Source organism: Bradyrhizobium sp., assembly GCF_016213215.1.
Classification (GTDB): domain Bacteria; phylum Pseudomonadota; class Alphaproteobacteria; order Rhizobiales; family Xanthobacteraceae; genus Bradyrhizobium.
On the sequence record NZ_JACRAW010000007.1, the window covers coordinates 1 to 18,418 of the forward strand.

At 62.8% G+C, this 18,418-nt stretch carries 19 protein-coding genes and 1 pseudogene; 10 read left to right on the forward strand and 10 right to left on the reverse strand.

Translation table 11 applies throughout. The features are described from left to right. The 5 genes and pseudogenes from HY852_RS01250 to rpsT all read right to left on the reverse strand — a co-directional run. Positions 1-500 (reverse strand): annotated as a pseudogene (locus tag HY852_RS01250) (DNA replication and repair protein RecF); the annotation flags it as partial. Positions 501-545: 45 nt separating this feature from the next. Continuing rightward, positions 546-782: a GIY-YIG nuclease family protein gene (locus HY852_RS01255; protein WP_291601912.1), complete on the reverse strand. Its 237-nt coding sequence runs from the start codon at positions 780-782 to the stop codon at positions 546-548. Positions 783-881: 99 nt separating this feature from the next. Beyond that, entirely contained in the window at positions 882-2,000 is a 1,119-nt protein-coding gene (gene dnaN / locus HY852_RS01260) for a DNA polymerase III subunit beta (protein ID WP_291601914.1), read from the reverse strand. A 302-nt stretch (positions 2,001-2,302) separates the two neighbouring features. Then, positions 2,303-3,730, reverse strand: a complete 1,428-nt coding sequence (dnaA, locus tag HY852_RS01265) for a chromosomal replication initiator protein DnaA (protein WP_291601917.1) — start codon at positions 3,728-3,730, stop codon at positions 2,303-2,305. Between the two features lie 1,211 nt (positions 3,731-4,941). Further along, on the reverse strand, positions 4,942-5,208 hold the full coding sequence (gene rpsT, locus HY852_RS01270; RefSeq protein ID WP_291601918.1) for a 30S ribosomal protein S20: 267 nt from the start codon (positions 5,206-5,208) through the stop codon (positions 4,942-4,944). 403 nt (positions 5,209-5,611) lie between these two features. Between rpsT and HY852_RS01275 the strand changes: the two genes are divergently transcribed. The 3 genes from HY852_RS01275 (at position 5,612) to HY852_RS01285 (ending at position 7,591) form a co-directional block, all read left to right on the forward strand. Further along, the gene (locus tag HY852_RS01275) at positions 5,612-5,929 is read left to right on the forward strand and encodes a hypothetical protein (RefSeq protein WP_291601920.1); all 318 of its coding nucleotides are present in this window, start codon (positions 5,612-5,614) and stop codon (positions 5,927-5,929) included. A 147-nt stretch (positions 5,930-6,076) separates the two neighbouring features. Continuing rightward, a complete protein-coding gene (msrA, locus tag HY852_RS01280; protein WP_291601923.1) occupies positions 6,077-6,733 on the forward strand; it encodes a peptide-methionine (S)-S-oxide reductase MsrA in 657 nt (218 codons plus the stop codon). A 138-nt stretch (positions 6,734-6,871) separates the two neighbouring features. Next, entirely contained in the window at positions 6,872-7,591 is a 720-nt protein-coding gene (locus HY852_RS01285) for a polysaccharide biosynthesis/export family protein (protein WP_291601925.1), read from the forward strand. A 62-nt stretch (positions 7,592-7,653) separates the two neighbouring features. On the opposite strand, the gene HY852_RS01290 is transcribed toward HY852_RS01285, so the two are convergent. The 3 genes from HY852_RS01290 to HY852_RS01300 form a co-directional block, all read right to left on the reverse strand. Continuing rightward, positions 7,654-8,328, reverse strand: a complete 675-nt coding sequence (locus tag HY852_RS01290) for a dienelactone hydrolase family protein (protein WP_291601927.1) — start codon at positions 8,326-8,328, stop codon at positions 7,654-7,656. Positions 8,329-8,556: 228 nt separating this feature from the next. Then, positions 8,557-8,910 carry a hypothetical protein gene (locus HY852_RS01295; RefSeq protein WP_291601930.1) on the reverse strand — a complete coding sequence of 118 codons (354 nt, stop codon included), beginning with the start codon at positions 8,908-8,910 and terminating at the stop codon, positions 8,557-8,559. Then, the gene (locus HY852_RS01300; protein WP_291601932.1) at positions 8,907-9,698 is read right to left on the reverse strand and encodes an alpha/beta fold hydrolase; all 792 of its coding nucleotides are present in this window, start codon (positions 9,696-9,698) and stop codon (positions 8,907-8,909) included. The genes HY852_RS01295 and HY852_RS01300 overlap by 4 nt, the downstream gene beginning before the upstream one ends. A 461-nt stretch (positions 9,699-10,159) precedes the next feature. On the opposite strand from HY852_RS01300, the gene HY852_RS01305 reads away from it, so the two are divergent. Beyond that, the gene (locus HY852_RS01305) at positions 10,160-11,281 is read left to right on the forward strand and encodes an HD domain-containing phosphohydrolase (RefSeq protein ID WP_291601934.1); all 1,122 of its coding nucleotides are present in this window, start codon (positions 10,160-10,162) and stop codon (positions 11,279-11,281) included. 131 nt (positions 11,282-11,412) lie between these two features. Here HY852_RS01305 and HY852_RS01310 read toward each other — a convergent pair whose 3' ends face one another. Then, a complete protein-coding gene (locus HY852_RS01310) occupies positions 11,413-12,990 on the reverse strand; it encodes an AMP-binding protein (RefSeq protein ID WP_291601936.1) in 1,578 nt (525 codons plus the stop codon). A gap of 275 nt (positions 12,991-13,265) precedes the next feature. On the opposite strand from HY852_RS01310, the gene HY852_RS01315 reads away from it, so the two are divergent. Both HY852_RS01315 and HY852_RS01320 read left to right on the forward strand, forming a co-directional pair. Next, complete coding sequence (locus HY852_RS01315; protein WP_291601939.1) at positions 13,266-14,117, forward strand: RnfABCDGE type electron transport complex subunit D; 852 nt, start codon at positions 13,266-13,268, stop codon at positions 14,115-14,117. Continuing rightward, positions 14,114-15,439 carry a DUF2330 domain-containing protein gene (locus tag HY852_RS01320; protein WP_291601941.1) on the forward strand — a complete coding sequence of 442 codons (1,326 nt, stop codon included), beginning with the start codon at positions 14,114-14,116 and terminating at the stop codon, positions 15,437-15,439. The genes HY852_RS01315 and HY852_RS01320 overlap by 4 nt, the downstream gene beginning before the upstream one ends. Before the next feature lie 163 nt (positions 15,440-15,602). Here HY852_RS01320 and HY852_RS01325 read toward each other — a convergent pair whose 3' ends face one another. After that, positions 15,603-16,022 (reverse strand): VOC family protein, encoded by a 420-nt coding sequence (locus HY852_RS01325; RefSeq protein ID WP_291601943.1) that lies wholly within the window; start codon positions 16,020-16,022, stop codon positions 15,603-15,605. Positions 16,023-16,122: 100 nt separating this feature from the next. On the opposite strand from HY852_RS01325, the gene HY852_RS01330 reads away from it, so the two are divergent. From HY852_RS01330 to HY852_RS01345, 4 genes are all read left to right on the forward strand, one after another. Next, entirely contained in the window at positions 16,123-17,097 is a 975-nt protein-coding gene (locus HY852_RS01330; protein ID WP_291601945.1) for a tripartite tricarboxylate transporter substrate binding protein, read from the forward strand. A gap of 69 nt (positions 17,098-17,166) precedes the next feature. Continuing rightward, on the forward strand, positions 17,167-17,436 hold the full coding sequence (locus tag HY852_RS01335) for a DUF3551 domain-containing protein (RefSeq protein ID WP_291601947.1): 270 nt from the start codon (positions 17,167-17,169) through the stop codon (positions 17,434-17,436). A gap of 172 nt (positions 17,437-17,608) precedes the next feature. Continuing rightward, a complete protein-coding gene (locus HY852_RS01340; protein ID WP_291601949.1) occupies positions 17,609-18,061 on the forward strand; it encodes a helix-turn-helix transcriptional regulator in 453 nt (150 codons plus the stop codon). Beyond that, a complete protein-coding gene (locus HY852_RS01345; RefSeq protein ID WP_291602114.1) occupies positions 17,944-18,405 on the forward strand; it encodes an SRPBCC domain-containing protein in 462 nt (153 codons plus the stop codon). Before HY852_RS01340 ends, HY852_RS01345 begins: the two co-directional genes overlap by 118 nt. Positions 18,406-18,418: the final 13 nt, after the last annotated feature.

Consider the following 18,418-nt stretch of genomic DNA (forward strand, 5'->3'; position numbering starts at 1 on the left):
AGCGAGCGCTCGAGCGCCGAAACGCGGCTGGAGTGGTCATTGTCGATCGCAAGCACCAACCGGTCGAAGAAGCGCCGTCGCTCCGAGGCCGGTCCAAGGAACAGGCCGTCCATGCCAGGGGTGAGCCACACCGTGCGAATGTGGTCGCCGAACGCGGCCGGCGAGGAGGCTGGCTCACGGTCGACGCGGCAGCGGCGTGTCGTTGGGGTGTCGGGCTGCGGTGCATCGATGCCCGTGCCGAGCGTGGCAAGCCCGAGGGCGCCCTCGACCTCGGCCGAGACGGCCCAGGACCCATCGCCCTGATTGTCGGCGACATCCTCCAGCGTGGCGCGGCGCAAGCCCCGGCCGGGCGAGAGAAACGAGATCGCCTCAAGGCAATTGGTCTTGCCGGCGCCATTAGGGCCGACCAGAGCCACCATGTCGGCCTGCGTCTCGACGCCGGCCGCGCGGTAATTACGAAAATGCGTCAGCCTCAGGCGATGGATGCGGGACGGGGTCATCTTGCTCGTCATTGCCGGGCTTGACCCGGCAATCCATCGTCCGCGTCAGCGGACAATTTCATCATAAAGATCTCGCCAGTCAGGGTTCTTTGCAACGATCAGGTCGATTTTCCACTCGCGAGACCAATGTTTAATGTTTTTCTCGCGCTGGAGCGCGGCGGCGATCGTTTCGTGCGGCTCGTAATAGACGAGCATCTTAATGCCGTAGCGCTTGGTGAAGCTTTCCGCAAAGCCCTCGCGGTGTTCATAGACGCGCCGTACCAAATCGTTGGTTACGCCCACCTACAGCGTTCCACCGGGTTTGCTGGCGAGAATGTACACCCAGTAAGTCATCTCGTTTTGATGGATTGCCGGGTCAAGCCCGGCAATGACGAAGAACTGTCACACCCGCATCGGCATCAGCACGTAGAGCGCGCTCTTGTCCTTCTGGTCCTGCATCAGGGTGGGTGAGCCCGGATCGGCAAGTCTCAAGACCGCGACCTCGCCTTCGATCTGGGCCGCAATGTCGAGCAAATAGCGGGAATTGAAACCGATATCGAGTGGGTCGGAAGCATATTCGACCTCGATCTCTTCGGTCGCGCTGCCGGAGTCGGGATTGGTCACCGACAGCACCAGCTTGCCGGGAGACAGGGACAGCTTCACCGCCCGTCCGCGCTCGCTCGAGATGGTGGAAACGCGGTCGACGGCGGCTTCGAAATCCTTCTTGTCGACGAGAAGCTCCTTGTCGTTGTTCTGCGGGATGACCCGGCCGTAATCGGGGAACGTGCCGTCGATCAGCTTCGAGGTCAGCACCACGTCGCCGATGGTAAGGCGGATCTTGGCCTGCGACAGCTCGACGGTGACCTCCGCCTCGCTGTCTTCGATCAGGCGCTGTACTTCCCCGACCGTCTTGCGCGGCACGATCACGCCCGGCATGCCGGCGGCGCCCGTAGGCTGGACGAGGTCGAACTGCGCCAGCCGGTGCCCGTCGGTGGCGACCCCGCGCAGCGTGGCGGCCTTGGCGGTCCCGGCGGCGTGCAGATAGATGCCGTTAAGATAGTAGCGCGTCTCTTCCGTGGAGATCGCGAACTGGGTGCGGTCGATCAGGCGCTTGAGGTCCTTGGCGGGCAGCGCGAAGGAATGCGTCATGTCGCCGGCGGCAAGATCCGGAAAATCGTTCTCCGGCAGCGTCTGCAGCGTGAAGCGTGAGCGGCCGGCACGGATCGCCAGAATGGCGCGGTCGCCGTCGGCCTCCAGCACGATCTGCGAACCGTCGGGCAGCTTGCGCACGATGTCGTAGAACATGTGCGCGGGCACCGTGGTCGCGCCCGCGGTGGCGGTTTCGGCCGGCAGTGTTTCCGTCACCTCGAGGTCGAGATCGGTTGCCTTGAGCGACAAACGAGTATTCTCGGCGCGCACCAGCACGTTGCCGAGGATCGGGATGGTATTGCGGCGTTCGACCACCCGGTGGACATGGCCCAGCGATTTCAGGAGCTGCGCGCGTTCGACCGTAACCTTCATTGCACTACCCACCTGATCCCCAAGATGGAAAAGCCGGGCGGCCCGATGGCACGCCCCGGCGCTGGACACCCGAAAAGCCGGATCAGTTAAGGATTTGACCAAACCCCCGGGGGTCGCGCAAGGTGGCGCGGATGAGCCCCGGATTCAAGGGATAGGTGCGCAGTTCCCCACGTTTTGCTGGCCTTTTCGCGACTCGTTGGCGTGGAAGGGCAGCATCAGGAGCGGGCAAGGCACAACCCGGCTCGCGGCATGTCGCGAGCCGACCTTCTGCGGACGAGAGGTGGCCAGGAGGAGCCGAAGGCTCACTCCTGCAGCTGGCGCTTCAGCGACTCGACCTCTTCGGATAGCGCCGTGTCCTTGGCGACCAGTGCCTCGATCTTGCGCACCGCGTGGAGCACCGTGGTGTGGTCGCGTCCGCCGAAGCGACGACCGATCTCCGGCAGCGACCGCAAGGTCAGGGTCTTCGCCAGATACATCGCGACCTGGCGCGGACGAACCACATTGGCGGTGCGGCGCGAGGACAACAGGTCCGACCGGCTGACATTGTACTGGCGCGCCACCACGCGCTGAATGTCCTCGATCTTGATACGCTTGGGCTCCTGCGGCCGGATCAGGTCGCGGACCTCGCGCTCGGCCATTTCCAGCGTCACCGGCTGCGCATTGAGTTTGGAGTGGGCGAGCAGGCGATTGATCGCTCCCTCGAGGTCGCGACCGTTATGAGTGATGGTGCGGGCAAGATAGTTCAGCACGTCGTCCGGCACGTCGAAGCTTGCATGATGGGCGCGAGCGGCTGCGACGCGCGACTTGAGAATGCCAAGCCGCAGCTCTTCACCAAGCGATCCCATCTCGACCACGAGGCCGCCGGCAAGGCGCGAGCGGACGCGATCGTCGAGGCTCTCCAGATCGGACGGCGGACGATCCGCCGCGATCACCACCTGCCGGCCGGCGTCGATCAGCGCGTTCAGCGTGTGGCAGAACTCGGCTTGCGTCGACTTGCCTTGCAGGAACTGAAGGTCGTCTATCACGAGCACGTCGATGCCGCGCAGCGCTTCCTTGAACGCCAGGGCCGTCTGGGTCTTCAATGCGGCGACGAAGCCGTACATGAACTTCTCCGCAGTCAGATACAGCACCTTGCGTTCGTTGCCGGAGTTGCCCGCCCACGTCACCGCCTGCAGCAGGTGGGTCTTGCCGAGCCCGACGCCGGCATGGATGTAAAGCGGGTTGAACATCACGGGATCGCCGCGGCGCCCCTCGGCGACCTGGCGGGCCGCCGCATGCGCCAGCGTGTTGGAACGGCCGATGACGAAGCTGGCAAATGTCAGCCGCGGATCAAGCGGCGAACCACCGAGCGCGTCGTGGTTGGCGGACACCGGCACGGTCGCCGTGGCGCGCAGATCGGCAGTCCTGCCATCGGCACGGTCGGCACGCCGCGGGTCGATGGCTGGCGCAGCCTCCTTCCCCGGGGCCACCGGGCGGATCGCCGAACGCACGGTGAGATCAATGCGATGCACGTCCGGCAGTTCGGCCTGCCAGCAGGAGAGTACGCGCTCGGCGTAGTGCGCCTGGATCCAGCTCTTCAGGAAGCGGGTGGGGACCGAAAGCCGTACGCTTTTGTCCTGCACACCTTCCAGATCCATGCGGGCAAACCAGCTTGTGTAAACATCTTCGCCTACGGTTGAGCGCAGGCGGCCCTTCACGCGTGACCAGCGTTCTTGTTCCGGTGTCGTCATCGTCTGATAACTTCTCTAAAGTGAGTAATGTTGTGTTGGTGAATGCCGCGCAGCTTTCCTGCGATGGCACGACCTCAAGCGAGCTCACCTTCGGGCATAGATCACCCCTCCGGCGAAAACGCCGTTGGGCTGCTCAGCGATTTGAAGGTGACGGGTCGCGAGGTCAGCGCGTACTCGGCGCGCCATTGCACGTCGGCGGCTGCCGGTAGACGAAATCAACTATGACAACAAGGTTCGAAAAAGGAGTTTGCTCCAATACCGCGATCATTCCGTATAGCATGAAACCTCCCCATCCCGCCGCGATCACTCGCGACAAGGTCCTGCTGTGATTCAGAAACGGATGCATCCGAACAACAACTGTTCGTTCGCAACGTAACTCAATCGATACTAACCCCGTTCGCCGGCCTTGCTTGGCGTTGGTGCCGAGTAGTCCGTGAGTGTCTCTCCTGCTCTTGAGCTAACGAGGCACGCATGCCCCGCCGGAGAAATTCAGACACAAAACTACCGCACCCATATTGCTATGGGTTGCGACACGACAATCGCTTGGTAAAGCTCCGCCAACGTGCACACCGCCGCCGATTTGCACGCTCGCCCCGTTTCCAAAACCGCGCTGGTCTCAAGATCGTGGGCGCTGCGAACGATCTAAGCAATACACGATGCGCGGCGGCCCGCAACGATTTGATTCAAATCCGAACTGTCGGAAACTTGCCCGGAGCACGGGACTGCCCGCAGCCGCCTTCACGAACGGGAAAGCAAGTTTTTGAATCGCCGTGCAGAATCGCAAAGCCCGATTGGGGTGTCACAAATAGGACAGCGCGGCAAAAAATTTTCATAAAAGCGTCAAGCGAAAGCCGTGTGAGCGAGTTTTCGAAATGCTTGTTGTCGCTATGGGGATAAGTGATTACCGAGCCATCGTTTTTCAGGACTCATTTCGATGGGTAACTCCCGCGGCGCAATGCAAAAGGAACTGCAGGCGCTCCAAGAGTCGGTTTCGGCGTCGCGTTCGCAAGCTTTCCCGCAACTGCACGACGGTTTTCAGCGCGTCATTGCCGCCGTAAGAATACGGAGAATTGCGGAGCGAAAAGATGCGCCGAGAAAACTACGGGTTTTTGAGGCGATTCCGACTGGGTGCGACAGCAAAGCAACAGCGATATAAAAAAGAAAAAGCCCGGCGAAGCCGGGCTCATTGACGAATGTCGTTTTCGTTCAGCTCATTTCGCAAGCTTTGCGATCTGATGCGTCAGCCGCGATACTTTGCGGCTGGCGTTGTTCTTGTGAACGATGTTGCGCTGAGCCGCGCGCATCAATGCCGGTTCGGCACTCGCCATCGCCTTCACCGCCGCATCGCGATCGCCGGTCTTGATCGCCTCTTCGACCAGGCGAACCGCGCTGCGCATCTGCGTGCGGCGCGACTTGTTGATCACGGTACGGCGGGCAATCTTGCGCGTCGCTTTCTTGGCGGAAGTGGTGTTGGCCATGGTCTCAAATATCCTTCGGCGGTGACCGGTCGTTTGATCGGGCTTCAACGGCGCCGGCTGCTGACCGCGTGATCGACGCTCGGTTTTACGGTATTGGTTGAAAAAGCCGTTCTCCGAGCGAGACGAAACAGTCAGTGTTTAGCCTGATCTGTGCACTGCTCAAAGAACAGCGGCGGCGGGATTGCGCCCGCCGCCATTTGGCGCCCTTATAGAGGGCAGGCGTGGTACCGTCAACGCCTTGCAAGGCTCTTTGCCGGTCCGCCAGGCGGTCGGGTGGGGTGATAAGCCACTGACGAGGTTGAATTTCCAGGCCCGCTTGGGTATTGGCTGGCGGGATTTCAGGTGACCGAGGGAGATGGGCTCCTGGGAACCCTGTCTGCCGGCCTTGTTTCTAGGGTGACGCATGATCCGCGGCTTTTTCCGACTTGTGGGGCTGTTGCTGCTGGCCGGCGGGTTCATCTTCATGGTCTATGACGGCGCCCGCTGGGTCGCCGACCAGACGCTGCGGTTCACCCGTTTCGGCCAGTTCTGGAACGACATTCACCAGTCCAGCCAGCAGGCCGTCCGGATTTGGGTCGAGAGCAACGCCCCCTGGCTCTGGAGTTCCGTTGACAAGCTGATCCTGGACCAGCCGGTCTTCGCCGTGCTGGGCGTCCTCGGAATCCTCCTGATGGTTCTGTTCCGGCCGCGCAAGCCATTGATCGGCTATTCACGCGACTAGTCGTCACCCTGCATTGCTGTCGCCGGATCGCGCCGACGTAACAGGACTGCCCGCTCCGGCGTATTGGCTTATAATAATGCCTTGCATTGAAGGCACCCGCGGCGCGATTTCGCGTTGAGACGGGCTTGCCTGTTCGGAGATCGATCCATGCTGTTCACGCGTAAGAGCACGGCACTGCCGAGTGCCGCCGAGGCGCTGCCGGGTCGTGCACAACCGATTCCGACCGCCGCCAGCCACTTCATCAATGGTCACAAGCTCAAGCCGCCCTACCCGGCGGGTCTCGAGCAGGCGGTATTCGGACTTGGCTGCTTCTGGGGCGCGGAGCGCAAGTTCTGGGAGCTCGGTGACCGCGTCTACGTTACGGCGGCCGGCTATGCCGGCGGCCATACGCCGAACCCCACCTATGAAGAAGTCTGTTCGGGTCTCACGGGACACACCGAGGTGGTGCTGGTCGTGTTCGATCCGAAGAGAATCTCCTATCAAAGCCTGTTGAAGAGGTTCTGGGAGAGCCACGACCCCACGCAGGGCATGCGCCAGGGCAATGATCTCGGCACGCAATATCGAAGTGCGATCTACACCTTCAGTGACGGGCAGCTTAAAGCAGCCGAGGAGTCCAGGGCGCTCTATCAGAAGGCGCTCGCGGCGAAGAGGCTTGGCGTCATCACCACCGAAATCGTTCCGGCCGGTGAGTTCTATTTCGCGGAAGACTATCACCAGCAATATCTGGCCAAGAATCCGGCCGGCTATTGCGGGCTTGGCGGCACCGGCGTGTCCTGCCCGATCGGGGTCGGCGTAAGCGCCTGACCGCGTCTTCACGGCAGTCCTCGCCCGGTCGGCGTGGGGCTGCCGAAACGCTTTGTTAACCATAACGGGTGCAAGACTTAAGCTATCGCCGTCGAAGGGATAGCTACGGTGCGAGTTGCGCGCGCGTTTGACTTATCGATGATTGCCGCTGTCGCCGCGCTCGTCCTCTCGGGCTGCATGCAAACGCCAGGCCCGGTCGCGGTGGCGCAGTCTTCCGGCGATCTCGATCACATGGCCTATGGCCAGCCCACGCGCACGGCTCCGCCGGTTGCCGCCGACTCCAGCGGTGGCGGCGCGATCAGCGCCGCGCGCAACGCCTTTGCTGCCTCGCCCCGCCACGCGCCGTCGCCCGTTGCCTACGCCGCACCGATGCCGCCGTCCCAGCCGGTGCGGTATGACGCAGCCTATCGGCTCGATGCCGGCGACAAGCTGAGAGTCGTGATCTACGGCCAGGACGGTCTCACCAACACCTATGCCATCGACGCGGGCGGCTCGATCACCATGCCCTTGATCGGCGCGGTGCCGGCGCGCGGCCGCACGACGGCCGGGCTTGCCGCGGAGATCTCCGCCAAGCTGCGTAATGGCTACATTCGCGAGCCGTCGGTTGCGGTCGAGATCGAAACCTACCGGCCTTTCTTCATCCTCGGCGAGGTCGCGGCGCCCGGCCAATATCCTTATGTGCCGAACATGACGGTGGAGAGTGCGGTCGCAATCGCCGGCGGTTTCTCGCCCCGGGCAAAGCGCGATCTCGTCACGATGACGCATACCGATGCTTCCGGTTCGATGCGCGTGGTGGTACCGCTCGGCACGCCGGTCGGTCCCGGCGACACCATCCACGTCGGCGAACGCTGGTTCTGATCCTTCCGCAGCATATTTCCGGAATCCCTTAGCGCCGACGCGCGCCCGGAATGGCGTCCGGCCTATCTCTTCAGATGCCTGGCGAAGAAAGCCATGCTGCGCGGCCAGGCAACCTCGGCGCTGGCCTTGTCGTAGCTGGCTCGTTCATCGCAGTGGAAGCCGTGCTGGGCGCCGGGATAGACAAAGACCTCCACCTCGGGTCGCTTGGCCCTGATGGTCTCGACGTCGCTCAAGGGAATGCTGGCGTCCTTCTCGCCGAAGTGCAATTGGGTCGGCACCTTGGGCTTGTCGTCGGCAAAGCGCACGACGGCGCTGCCGTAATAGCCGATCGCGGCGGACAATCCGGTCAGCTTGGTCGCGGCGGCGTAGGCGATGCTGCCCCCGAGACAAAAGCCGATGATTCCGACCGGGCCTGTGTCCTTCACCGCGTCGATCGCCGCCTGGGTATCGCGCAGCATCGCCGGCCAATCGGCATTGGCGATGAACTTGCGGGCCACCGCGATCTCATCGGGCGAATAACCCGACTGGAAGTTGGGCTCGGTGCGATCGAAGATCGACGGTGCGACGGCGACGTAGCCGTGCGCCGCCAGACGATCGCAGACCGAACGGATGTGGTGGTTGACGCCGAATATCTCCTGGATCACCACGATCGCGCCTTTCGGGGCGCCGCTCGGGTCGGCGCGGTAGGCGCCCAGCTGAAAATGGTCCGAGGCCGTCAGCTTGATGTCTGTTCCCACGTTGTTATTCCTCTTGCCGCTCATAGCTGGTTCAAGTCCCGGCGGTTCTCTCCCGCCATTATTAAGGGAGCTCTATGTATCTCCTCATCCTGAGGAGCTTGCGAAGCAAGCGTCTCGAAGGATGAAGGCCCGTGTCGGGCCTCATGGTTCGAGACGGCGCTAACGCGCCTCCTCACCATGAGGGTTGAAAGCCTCGCGCACCGAAAAGATTCGCATCCTGAAAACGACCTATTCCCACATCCAGTTCTCGCCCCAATCACCCTTCCAGCCTGCAAGGCGACCGTGGCGAAACTGCAGGAACAGGCGGTGATGGTGATTGACCAGGCCACTGCCGCCGGTATTGCGCAATGCGAGATAGATTTCATTGCCGGGACGGCCGCTGACATATTGCAGGGGCTGGCCGAGCGCGCGCGCAGTTTCCTCGACGTCCATCCCGAACGCCAGCGGCGTGGTGTTCGATAGCGTCGCGGTGAAGGGCCGGCGAGGTTGTTCGGATGGGACAAATTGCTGGGCGTTGGCCGGCGGCGGCAGAAGGCAGAGCGCCGTTAATAGGAGGGCGCAACTGTTGAGCGGCTCGCTCATCCGCCACTCCTTTCCGCGCCGGGCTCGCGCGGCAGCGCCTCAAGGAACGGGAGCACCGCATCGAGGAAGGGCAGCGGCTGGTCGATGTTCACGGCGTGACCGGCCGAGGGGATCACGATCTTTCTCGCGCCGGGAATTTTCGCGGCCATGTAATCGGAGGCAGCGAGGAATGGGGTGTCGTCGGCGCCGACCACGATCAGCGACGGCACCTTGATCTCGGGCAAGAGCTCGATGACACGGGCATCGCGCTGGGTCAGCATGCCGCGCGCGGCACGCGCAAGACCGGTGGCGTCGCGGTGTTTCGCGCTCGATCGCTCGCGGCTTGCCGAATCGAGAATTGAAAGGCCCTCCCGCTCCAGACGCTCCGCGGTCTCATAGGCGCGCTTGTTCCAGGCGTCGCGGGCCTCGTCCTTCTTGAAGCCCGGACCGGTGTCGATGATGAGAAGTGCCCGGACCCGCTCGGGATGAGCCCGATAGAAGGCAAGCGACATGTAGCCGCCAAGCGACAGTCCGCCGACGATGGCGCGCTTGGCGCCGACGGCGTCCAGCAGCGCGGCCATGTCGCCGACCGTCAGTGTTTCGCTGTAGGCGTTGGGATCGTCCGGGTAATCGGACGCGCCGTGTCCGCGCATGTCCCACAGGATGAGCTGGTGATCCTTCGACAGCGCATCGACCTGGCCCTGCCACATCGCCGACGTCGCCGAATAGCCGTGGGTCAGGAGCAGCGGCGGACCGTTGCCATAAACTTCGTAGTGAATTTTCACGCCGTTCCGATCAATCTTTGGCATCGCACCATCCCGGTTCCGAAATTCATTCTAGCGTGATCGCTTCGGCGGGAGCCACTCAAACAACGGTTCGGCATGCGCTTTTTGGCGCGATGCGACTCCGCTCTTGCTTGTGCGAGCGCCGCTGTCGCAACGCAACATGGTGCCAAGTCGGACCGCCCTCGTTTCAATCAATTCCAAATTGCAATTGCCTCTGTGCAGGACGCGATCATTCTTTCGCGCAAGGCTGAACCCGGTGGGTGTCATCCAGCGGCCGGAAGACCATCCGCCGGAGGTTCTCCTTCGGCGGATTTTGTTTGCGCCGTGATCCGCCGCGCTGCTTTGGCGGGGCGCGGGACGAAAGAGAATCGCTCAAATTGTAACGATCGCGGTAAACCCTCGTTCAGCATGCGTATTAAGGCCCGGAGAACCTAATCCCACTAGGCTCGGCAGGAATTGTCCTGTGCCGTTACTGTCGGGGTCCCATGACAGCCTTAGCCAAAGAGTCCTCGTCCGCTTTAGCCGAAGAGGCTCCGTCCAAGCGCCGGTTGCTGCTTGCCTCGGATCGCCCTGACAGAAGCGACGAACTTGCCGATATCCTGCAGGCCGTCGGCGAGGTCGACACCGTCGCGACTTTGGACATCCCCGAGCGCCCGTCCCGCGATCTGTCCGGCATCATAGTCGATATCAACCTGCGCTCGCCGGAAAGCGTGCAGCGGGTGCGCAACAAGCTGCGCCACCAGGCGTACGGCTCCATGCCGCGCCTGTTCGTGCTCGCCGATGCGCTCCATCACGGAACGATGCAGGCCTGGGCGCTTGGCGCTACCGACACGATTTCGCGGCCGCTCGATCGCGACGCCATCCTGCGACGCATCCGAGCCGCTTTCCCGGACACCGGCGCCTATGACGCCAGCGAACGCGGCAAGGCGGTCAATTGCGGCGTCGAGGCCGCGCATGCGGTCCTGGTCAAGATGCTCGACAAATTTCCGGCCGGCACTCCCTTGAGCTTCGACGACGTCGTTGCGGTCGAGAACCACGTCATCAAGGCGATCAAGCATGGTTCATTGCGGCAATGGCTGACCACGGTGGCGTGCCATCACGTCGGCACCTATCGGCACTGCCTGTTCGCGACCGGCTATGCGGTTGCTTTCGCGCAGCACCTCGGCATGCGCGATGACGATCAACGACGCCTGACCCGGGCGGCGCTGCTGCACGATGTGGGCAAGGCATTCATTCCGCTGGAAATCCTCGACAAGACGGGCAAGCTGACCGACGCGGAGATGCAGGAAATTCGCCAACATCCACGGCGCGGCTACGAAGCGCTCGCCGACCAGGGCGGCTTCCCGCCGGAAATGCTCGATGTGGTGCTGCATCACCACGAACTGCTCGATGGCAGCGGCTATCCCAACCACCTCAAGGCCAACCAGATCAGCGATATCGTACGGCTGACCACCGTCGTCGACATCTATACGGCTCTGATAGAGACCCGGTCCTATCGCGCGCCCTTCACTCACCTGCGCGCCTTCTCGATGATGGAGGCCATGGGCGGCAAGCTGGACCAGCCCTTGCTGCAGGCCTTCCGCCCGGTGGCGATGGGATCGTTCTGACGAAGCCTTCTCCACTGTGTAGGGTGGGTTAGCGGAGCGTAACCCAGCACTTTCTGCGCCCCAGGCAGGTGGGTTACGCCTTCGGCTAACCCACCCTGCGACTTCGCACCGCGCCTCGGAACGACCAAGCTTCAGTCCAGCATCTTCCTCAGCTCGGCCTTGGCCACCTTCTCCAGTGTCGAGCGCGGCATCTCGTCGACCAAGCGGACTTCGTGCGGCACCTTGAAGTCGGCGAGCGCGCTGCGGCACGCGGTCATGATGCTGTCCTGCAAGTCCAAAGGCGCTCCGGCGATTCCGTCTTGCGGGATGACGAAGACGGCCGGCACTTCGTCGAGCATCGGGTGCCTCTTGCCGACCACGGCGACCTCGCGCACCCCGGGCATTACGGCGATGACCTGCTCGATCTCGGAAGCCGCGACGTTCTCGCCGCCGACCTTCAGCATGTCCTTGGCGCGGTCGCCGAACTTGATGAAGCCGTTGTCGAGCAGCGTGACACGGTCGCCGGTGATGAAATAGCCGTGCTCGTCAAAGCTCTCGCGCGTCGCTTTTTCGTTGTGCAGGTATTCCCTGAACAGCGACAGCCCGGGAATGCCCTTGATGAGGAGATTGCCGGTGCCGCCGACCTCGACCGGGCGGCCGTCGTCATCGACGATACGGATGGAGTATTCGGGCGCGGCGCGGCCGATCGACATCGGCGTGTTGGGCTGGTCGACCTCGCCGACAATGCCGTGGGTGATGGTTTCCGTCATGCCCCACCAGCCGATGATCTTGACGCCGAAGGCGGCAAAGGCCGGCGGTTCGCAGAGCGCGGTGCCCCAGAGCCGGAACTTGTGCTGCTTCGGGATCTCGCGCTCGAGCAGCGCCTTCATGCAGAAGGGTATCGTCGAGGTCCAGGTGCAGCCGTGCTCGAGCGCCACGCTCCAGAACCGGCTCGCGGAAAAACGCGGCTGGACCACGCATGTCGCGCCGACCCACAGGCTGCCCAGCATGGAATAAGCCAGCGCATTGGTATGAAACAGCGGCAAATAGGTCTGGTGCACGTCGGTCTGGTGCAGGTCCTGGTGCGCGGCGTTCACCTTGGCGCCCCACAGCGCGTTGGCGTGAGTCCACAGCACGGCCTTCGGGCGCGAGGTGGTGCCGGACGTATATTGGACGCTGCACGGTGCCGACGGATCGGCGGCGCGCCGAGGACGGTCGGCGCTGTCGGCAAACAGCGCCTCGAAACGATCGCCGCGCGAAGATAGTTGCGCGGGCGCCACGCCGGCATCATGCGAGGTCACCGCCATCCAGCGCAGATTGCGACAATGCGACGCGATCATTTCGGCATAGGAGGGCTGCGTGATCGCGGCGACCGCGCCGCAATGGCCGGCGAAGTATTCCATCTCCGCCGGCGCCGAGCGGGTGTTGGTGGTGACGGCAATGGCGCCGAGTTCGACGCAGGCAAACCAGGCCAGTATCGCCTCGATGCAATTGTCGAGATGGATCAGCACATGGTCGCCCGGTTTGATGCCGCGTTTTACAAGCCCGGCGGCCAGCGCGCCGACGCGGTCGTGAAATTCGCCATAAGTATAGCGTCGTGCCGGCGCATCGAACGGAGCCCAGATCAGGAACGGATGGTCGCGACGCACTTCCGCGCGCATCCTCAATAGCCAGGGCACGTCGAGACCCGCGAATGGGCCGACAACTCCGGGCACGTCTTTCGAATTCATGTTTCCTCCCGTGCAGCCTTGCCCGGCTGCGTCTGTTTGTTCTCGGTGCCCATGGCGGCAATGGATACCGACGAAGGCATCGCTCGATGATCGGAAACGGTCGCAGGTGATCCACGTCCGGCCATTCCCCCACTTTTGCCATCGGATTGCCCGGCGATCAAATCGCGCGTGAACCGGAGACCTTCCGGCGAGCGACCAAGCATCATGCCGTACAGAACGATCGCAGCCGTGCCGCAATTCGACGTAACTTTTCCCGCCGTGGAGAAGGGTCGGCGATGAGCGGCGAAGCAGCAATCGGGCAGCAAATGCCGCCGAGACGACGACCCGTGCCGGACCCGCGCCACCTGCAAATGGTCGCCTTGATCTCGCTGCTTGCGGTCAATTTCTGGATGATTGATTTCGGGGCCCGGCCTGCTCCGACCCTGGCAGCCATTGGCGCTTCACTTCTCACCCAGATCGTCTGCGCGAGCTTGGCTGGATTGCAGCAACTCGACCTGCGCTCGCCCTTCCTCACCGGCATGTCACTGGGGTTGCTGCTGCGCGCCGACGTGGTCTGGCTGCACGCCGCGGCCGGCGTGATTGCCATCGGTTCGAAATTCCTGATCCGCCACCGGGGCAAGCACGTGTTCAATCCTTCCGGCTTTGCCATCGTGGTCCTGCTGCTCGCCTCCAGCCACGTCTGGGTATCTCCGGGCCAGTGGGGCACCGAAATCTGGTTCGCCGCCCTGACTGCATTGCTCGCCATCGTGGTGCTTGGTGCGGCGCGCCGCGCCGACATCGCGATCTTCTTCTTCGTCAGCCATGCCGCGCTGCTGCTGGTGCGCGCCTGGTGGCTCGGCGATCCCATGGCAATTCCGCTGCACCAGTTGCAGAGCGGCTCGCTTCTCATCTTCACCTTCTTCATGATCTCCGACCCGCGAACGACGCCGGATTCCATGTGCGGCCGCCTGCTGTTCGCAATCGCGGTCGCGCTGCTGGCGCACTATCTCGCGTTCTTCATGCAGATGCGACCGGCGCTCTATTTTGCGCTGATCGCGCTGTCGCCCGCGATGATCCTGCTCGACCGCATGATCCCGGCACCCCAGTTCACCTGGAATGATCCCGCCCCTCAAGGAGCCCCAAAATGACCTCTTCCGCCTTGCGTGTTCTGAAGTCCGGTGTGGCTGCCATGGCGATAGTTTCCCAGCTTGCCACCGCTCCGGCGCACGCCTTCTGCGGCTTCTACGTGGCCCAGGCGGATGCGAAATTGTTCAACAACACCTCGAAGGTCGTGCTGGCGCGGGATGGCGACCAGACCGCGATCACGATGGCGAGCGACTTCGAAGGCGACGTCAAGGAATTTGCCGTCGTCGTCCCCGTTCCGACCTTCATCGAGCGCAAGCAGATCGGTGTGGTCGATCCCAAGACCATCGATCACCTCGATCGCTACACGGCGCCACGCCTGGTCGAATACCACGACCCCGATCCGTGCACCCCGCCGCTCCCTATGATGGCGGGGCCCCCGTCCGGCGGCATGCAGCACGTTACCAGCACCTTGCAGAAGCGCGACTACGGCGTCACCATCGAGGCGAGTTATGACGTCGCCGAGTACGACGTGCTGATCCTTTCGGCCAGGGAAAGCGACGGCCTTGTCAACTGGCTCGTGGACAACAAGTACAAGATCCCCGAGGGCGCGGAGTCCGTACTCGGCAGCTACATCAAGCAGGGCATGCGCTTTTTCGTCGCCAAGGTGAATGTCGATCGGATGAAGGACATCGGCAACGGCTACCTGCGGCCATTGCAGGTCCGCTACCAGAGCGCAAAGTTCATGGTGCCGCTGCGGCTCGGCACCGTCAATGCCAGGGGGCCCCAGGATCTCATCATCTACGCACTGACGAAGAAGGGGCGCATCGAGAGCACGAACTACAAGACCGTGAAAATCCCCTCGGACGTCGATGTGCCGCTTTACGTCGCGAACGAGTTCGGTCCGTTCTACAAGGCCGTGTTCGAACGCGCAGTGGCGCGCGAGAACATGCGCGCCGTTTTCATCGAGTATGCCTGGGACATGGGCTGGTGCGACCCCTGCGCAGCCGATCCCCTGAGCAACAAGGAACTAGTGGAAGTGGGCGCGCGCTGGATCGGCAGCGATGACGATAAGGCATTCCGCTCCTCGCGCCCGGGCGGGTCTAACGCCTACGTCACGCGACTGCACGTCCGCTATGATGCCGTGTCCTTCCCCGAGGATATCGTCTTCCTCGAAACCTCCGACCGCAACAATTTCCAGGGACGCTACGTGCTGCGTCATCCCTGGCGCGGGACGGGGATCTGCGAGGCGGCGACTGCCTACATCAAAGCTCTTCCGGCGCGCTTTGCCGAGCGGGCGAAGAACCTCGAAAACCTGACCGGCTGGAGCCACGAGGCGATCGCTGCGCGGATGGAAAAAGGCGGACAGTCGCTTCAGGTCAAGTGAGCGCGCTAAGCGAGCGGATGGCGACAGCCTGGATTGCGTCGTCGCTTGCGCTCCTCGCAATGCCGACCCTGTCAAGCAGCCGAGGGTTATGACCCCTCTTTGCGAGCGAAGCGATGCAATCCAGAATGCCTCCGCGATCGAGCACGGCAGCCTGGAGACGCGATCAGTCCATGCCGTCCTCGCAGGATGAAATCTCGATCAGGCTGGCGTCGGGATCACGGCAATAGACCGAGCGCAGCGTGCCGCGGGCGCCTTGCTTCGCCACCGGGCCTTCCTCGATGGCAACGCCGTTCGCCCTGAGATGCGCGATCACTTCCTCCGGCGTGCTCGATGTGAGGAAGCACAGGTCCTCGCTGCCGGCCGTCTGATGGTCGGCGGTGAACCATTCCACCTTGTCGGCATCGCGCGGCCGCACGTTGATCTTCTGGTGGCCGAATACGAGTGAGACGCGCGACGCCTTGCCGCCGCCCGGCTCGAACACTTTGACTTCCATGCCGAGGATGGTGCGATACCATTCGACCGAACGCGCCACGTCGGAGACGTTGATGACAAGATGATCGAGGGCGTGGACCTTGACCGGCATGCGTTTATCCTTTCGCGATGTATGGGGCACACTGGTGGCGCTGGACCGGGTTTGTTAGGCTCTTCGTTGCAATAATAACCAACAACAGGGAGAAAACGGAATGATCTCACGTCGCGCCACGATCGGCCTCATGGTCACAAGCCTTCTTTGCGTCGTCCCCCTCTCTCCTGCCGCCGCGCTCGAGTATCCGACCCGGCCGGTGAAGTGGGTCGTCGGCTATCCGCCCGGCGGGGCGACCGATATCCTGGCGCGGCTGATCGGCCAGCGGCTTTCGGAGAAGCTTGGCCAGCAATTCGTGATCGAGAACAAGCCGGGCGCCGGCAACAACATCGCCACCGAGTCCGTCGCCAATGCCGCGCCGGATGGCTATACGATCCTCCTCGTCAATCCGGCGAACTACATCAACGCTTCGCTCTACGCCAACCTGAAGTTCAATTTCATCCGCGACATCGCGCCGGTCGCGGCGTTTAACCGCGTGCCGAATGTCATGACTGTCAACAAGGACGTGCCGGCCAAAAACGTTGCCGAGTTCATCGCCTATGTGAAGGCCAATCCCGGCAAGGTGAACCTGGCCTCCTCCGGCAACGGCACGTCGGTGCATCTTTCCGGTGAAATGTTCATGGCGATGGCGGGCATCAAGATGCAGCATGTGCCCTATCGAGGTTCCGCGCCCGCGCTCACGGACCTTATCGGCGGTCAGGTCCAGGTGATCTTCGACAACATGCCGTCGGTGATCCAGCACATCCGCTCGGGTTCGTTGCGTGCGCTGGGTGTAACGAGCACCGAGCGATCGCCGTTGTTGCCGGACGTGCAGACGGTCGCCGAGGCCGTACCCGGGTATGAGGCCAGCGCGCTGTTCGGAGTAGGTGCGCCCAAGAGCACGCCCAGGGAAATCGTCATGAAGCTCAACCAGGAGGTCAATGCGATTCTGGCCGAGCCTGAAATCAGGAAGCGCCTGGTCGAGCTCGGCGGTGCGCCTCTCATCCAGTCGCCGGAAGCGTTCGGCGAGATGATCAAGGCGGAAACCGAGAAGTGGAAGAAGGTCGTCGAGTTCGCGGGCTTGAAGGTAGAGTAGCGCCGTTGTGACACGGCTGTCGTTGTACGCGACGCGCGGATGCTCTACTCTCCCGCAGAGGAGAGACTGATGCGTAATTCGACAATGATGATGACGATGGTTGGTGCGGCGATTTTCGCTGGTATCGCCGGGGCCACACCGGCAGCAGCCTATGATTATCCGTGGTGCGCGCAGGGGCCGAGCTACGGCTATCCCGGCGAATGCGCCTACGCCACCTATCAGCAATGCATGGCAAGCGTTTCCGGACGGTACCTTTACTGTGGCGTCAATCCGCGCCTTGCCTACGGTCAGCCCCAGCCGGCACCTTCGCGGCGCTATAGGCACGTTCATCCGTACTAGCTTCCGGTGCAGGACACGACGACAAGCCCCGCCGCGAGACGGGGCTTTGTCATGTGTAATCCTGACCTTGTCACGGCGCCGGCGGCGTCGGCCAATCCAACCCACGAGCTCGTGATCTCGAGGTTGAAGGAACCGGATTGACGTGGCTCGGCTCGCGTTTATACTAAACCATATGGTTAAGTATAACGACGAAACGCTGGATCGCACCTTTGCGGCACTTTCCGATCCGACACGGCGCGCCCTCCTGGCGCGGCTTGAGGGGAACGAGAGCCTCTCGGTGAGCGAACTGGCGCAGCCGTTTCCGATGTCGCTGCCCGCGATCATGAAGCATCTCGACGTGTTGTCGGATGCAGGCCTGATCGCGCGAGAGAAGACCGGCCGCACGGTATCCTGCCGGCTCACCGCCAGGCCGATGGAACAGGCGATGAACTGGCTCAATCACTACACGCGCTTCTGGTCCGAAAGCCTCGATCGCCTTGCTGCCCTTGTGGAGGAAGACCCATGGCCATCAACCCCGTCAAAGCCGACCCCTCTCTCGCCGCCCGTCCAGGCCTCACCCTCACGCGCCGTCTCCGCGCGCGGCCGGAGAAAGTCTACGCCGCGTGGACCGAGCCGGAAAAGCTGATCGCGTGGTTCGGGCCGGCAAGCGTCAAGCCCGGTTCGCTGCGCGCCGATCTCGATGTCCGTGTCGGCGGGCGCTATCGCATCAGCTTCGAGGATGACGCCGGTGAATATTTCGAGGTCGGCGGCATCTATCGCGAAGTCGTGCCGAGCGAGCGGCTGGTTTTCAGCTGGGCCTGGCATTCGACGCCCGAGCGCGAGTCGCAGGTGACGATATCGCTCAAGCGTGAGGGCGGCGGCACGCTGCTCATCTTCAATCACGAACAGTTCTTCGACGCGGTCGCGCGCGACAACCACAAGCGCGGATGGACCGAATTTTTCGACAAGCTGGAAAACGTCGTCGCCTGAACCCCACACAGGA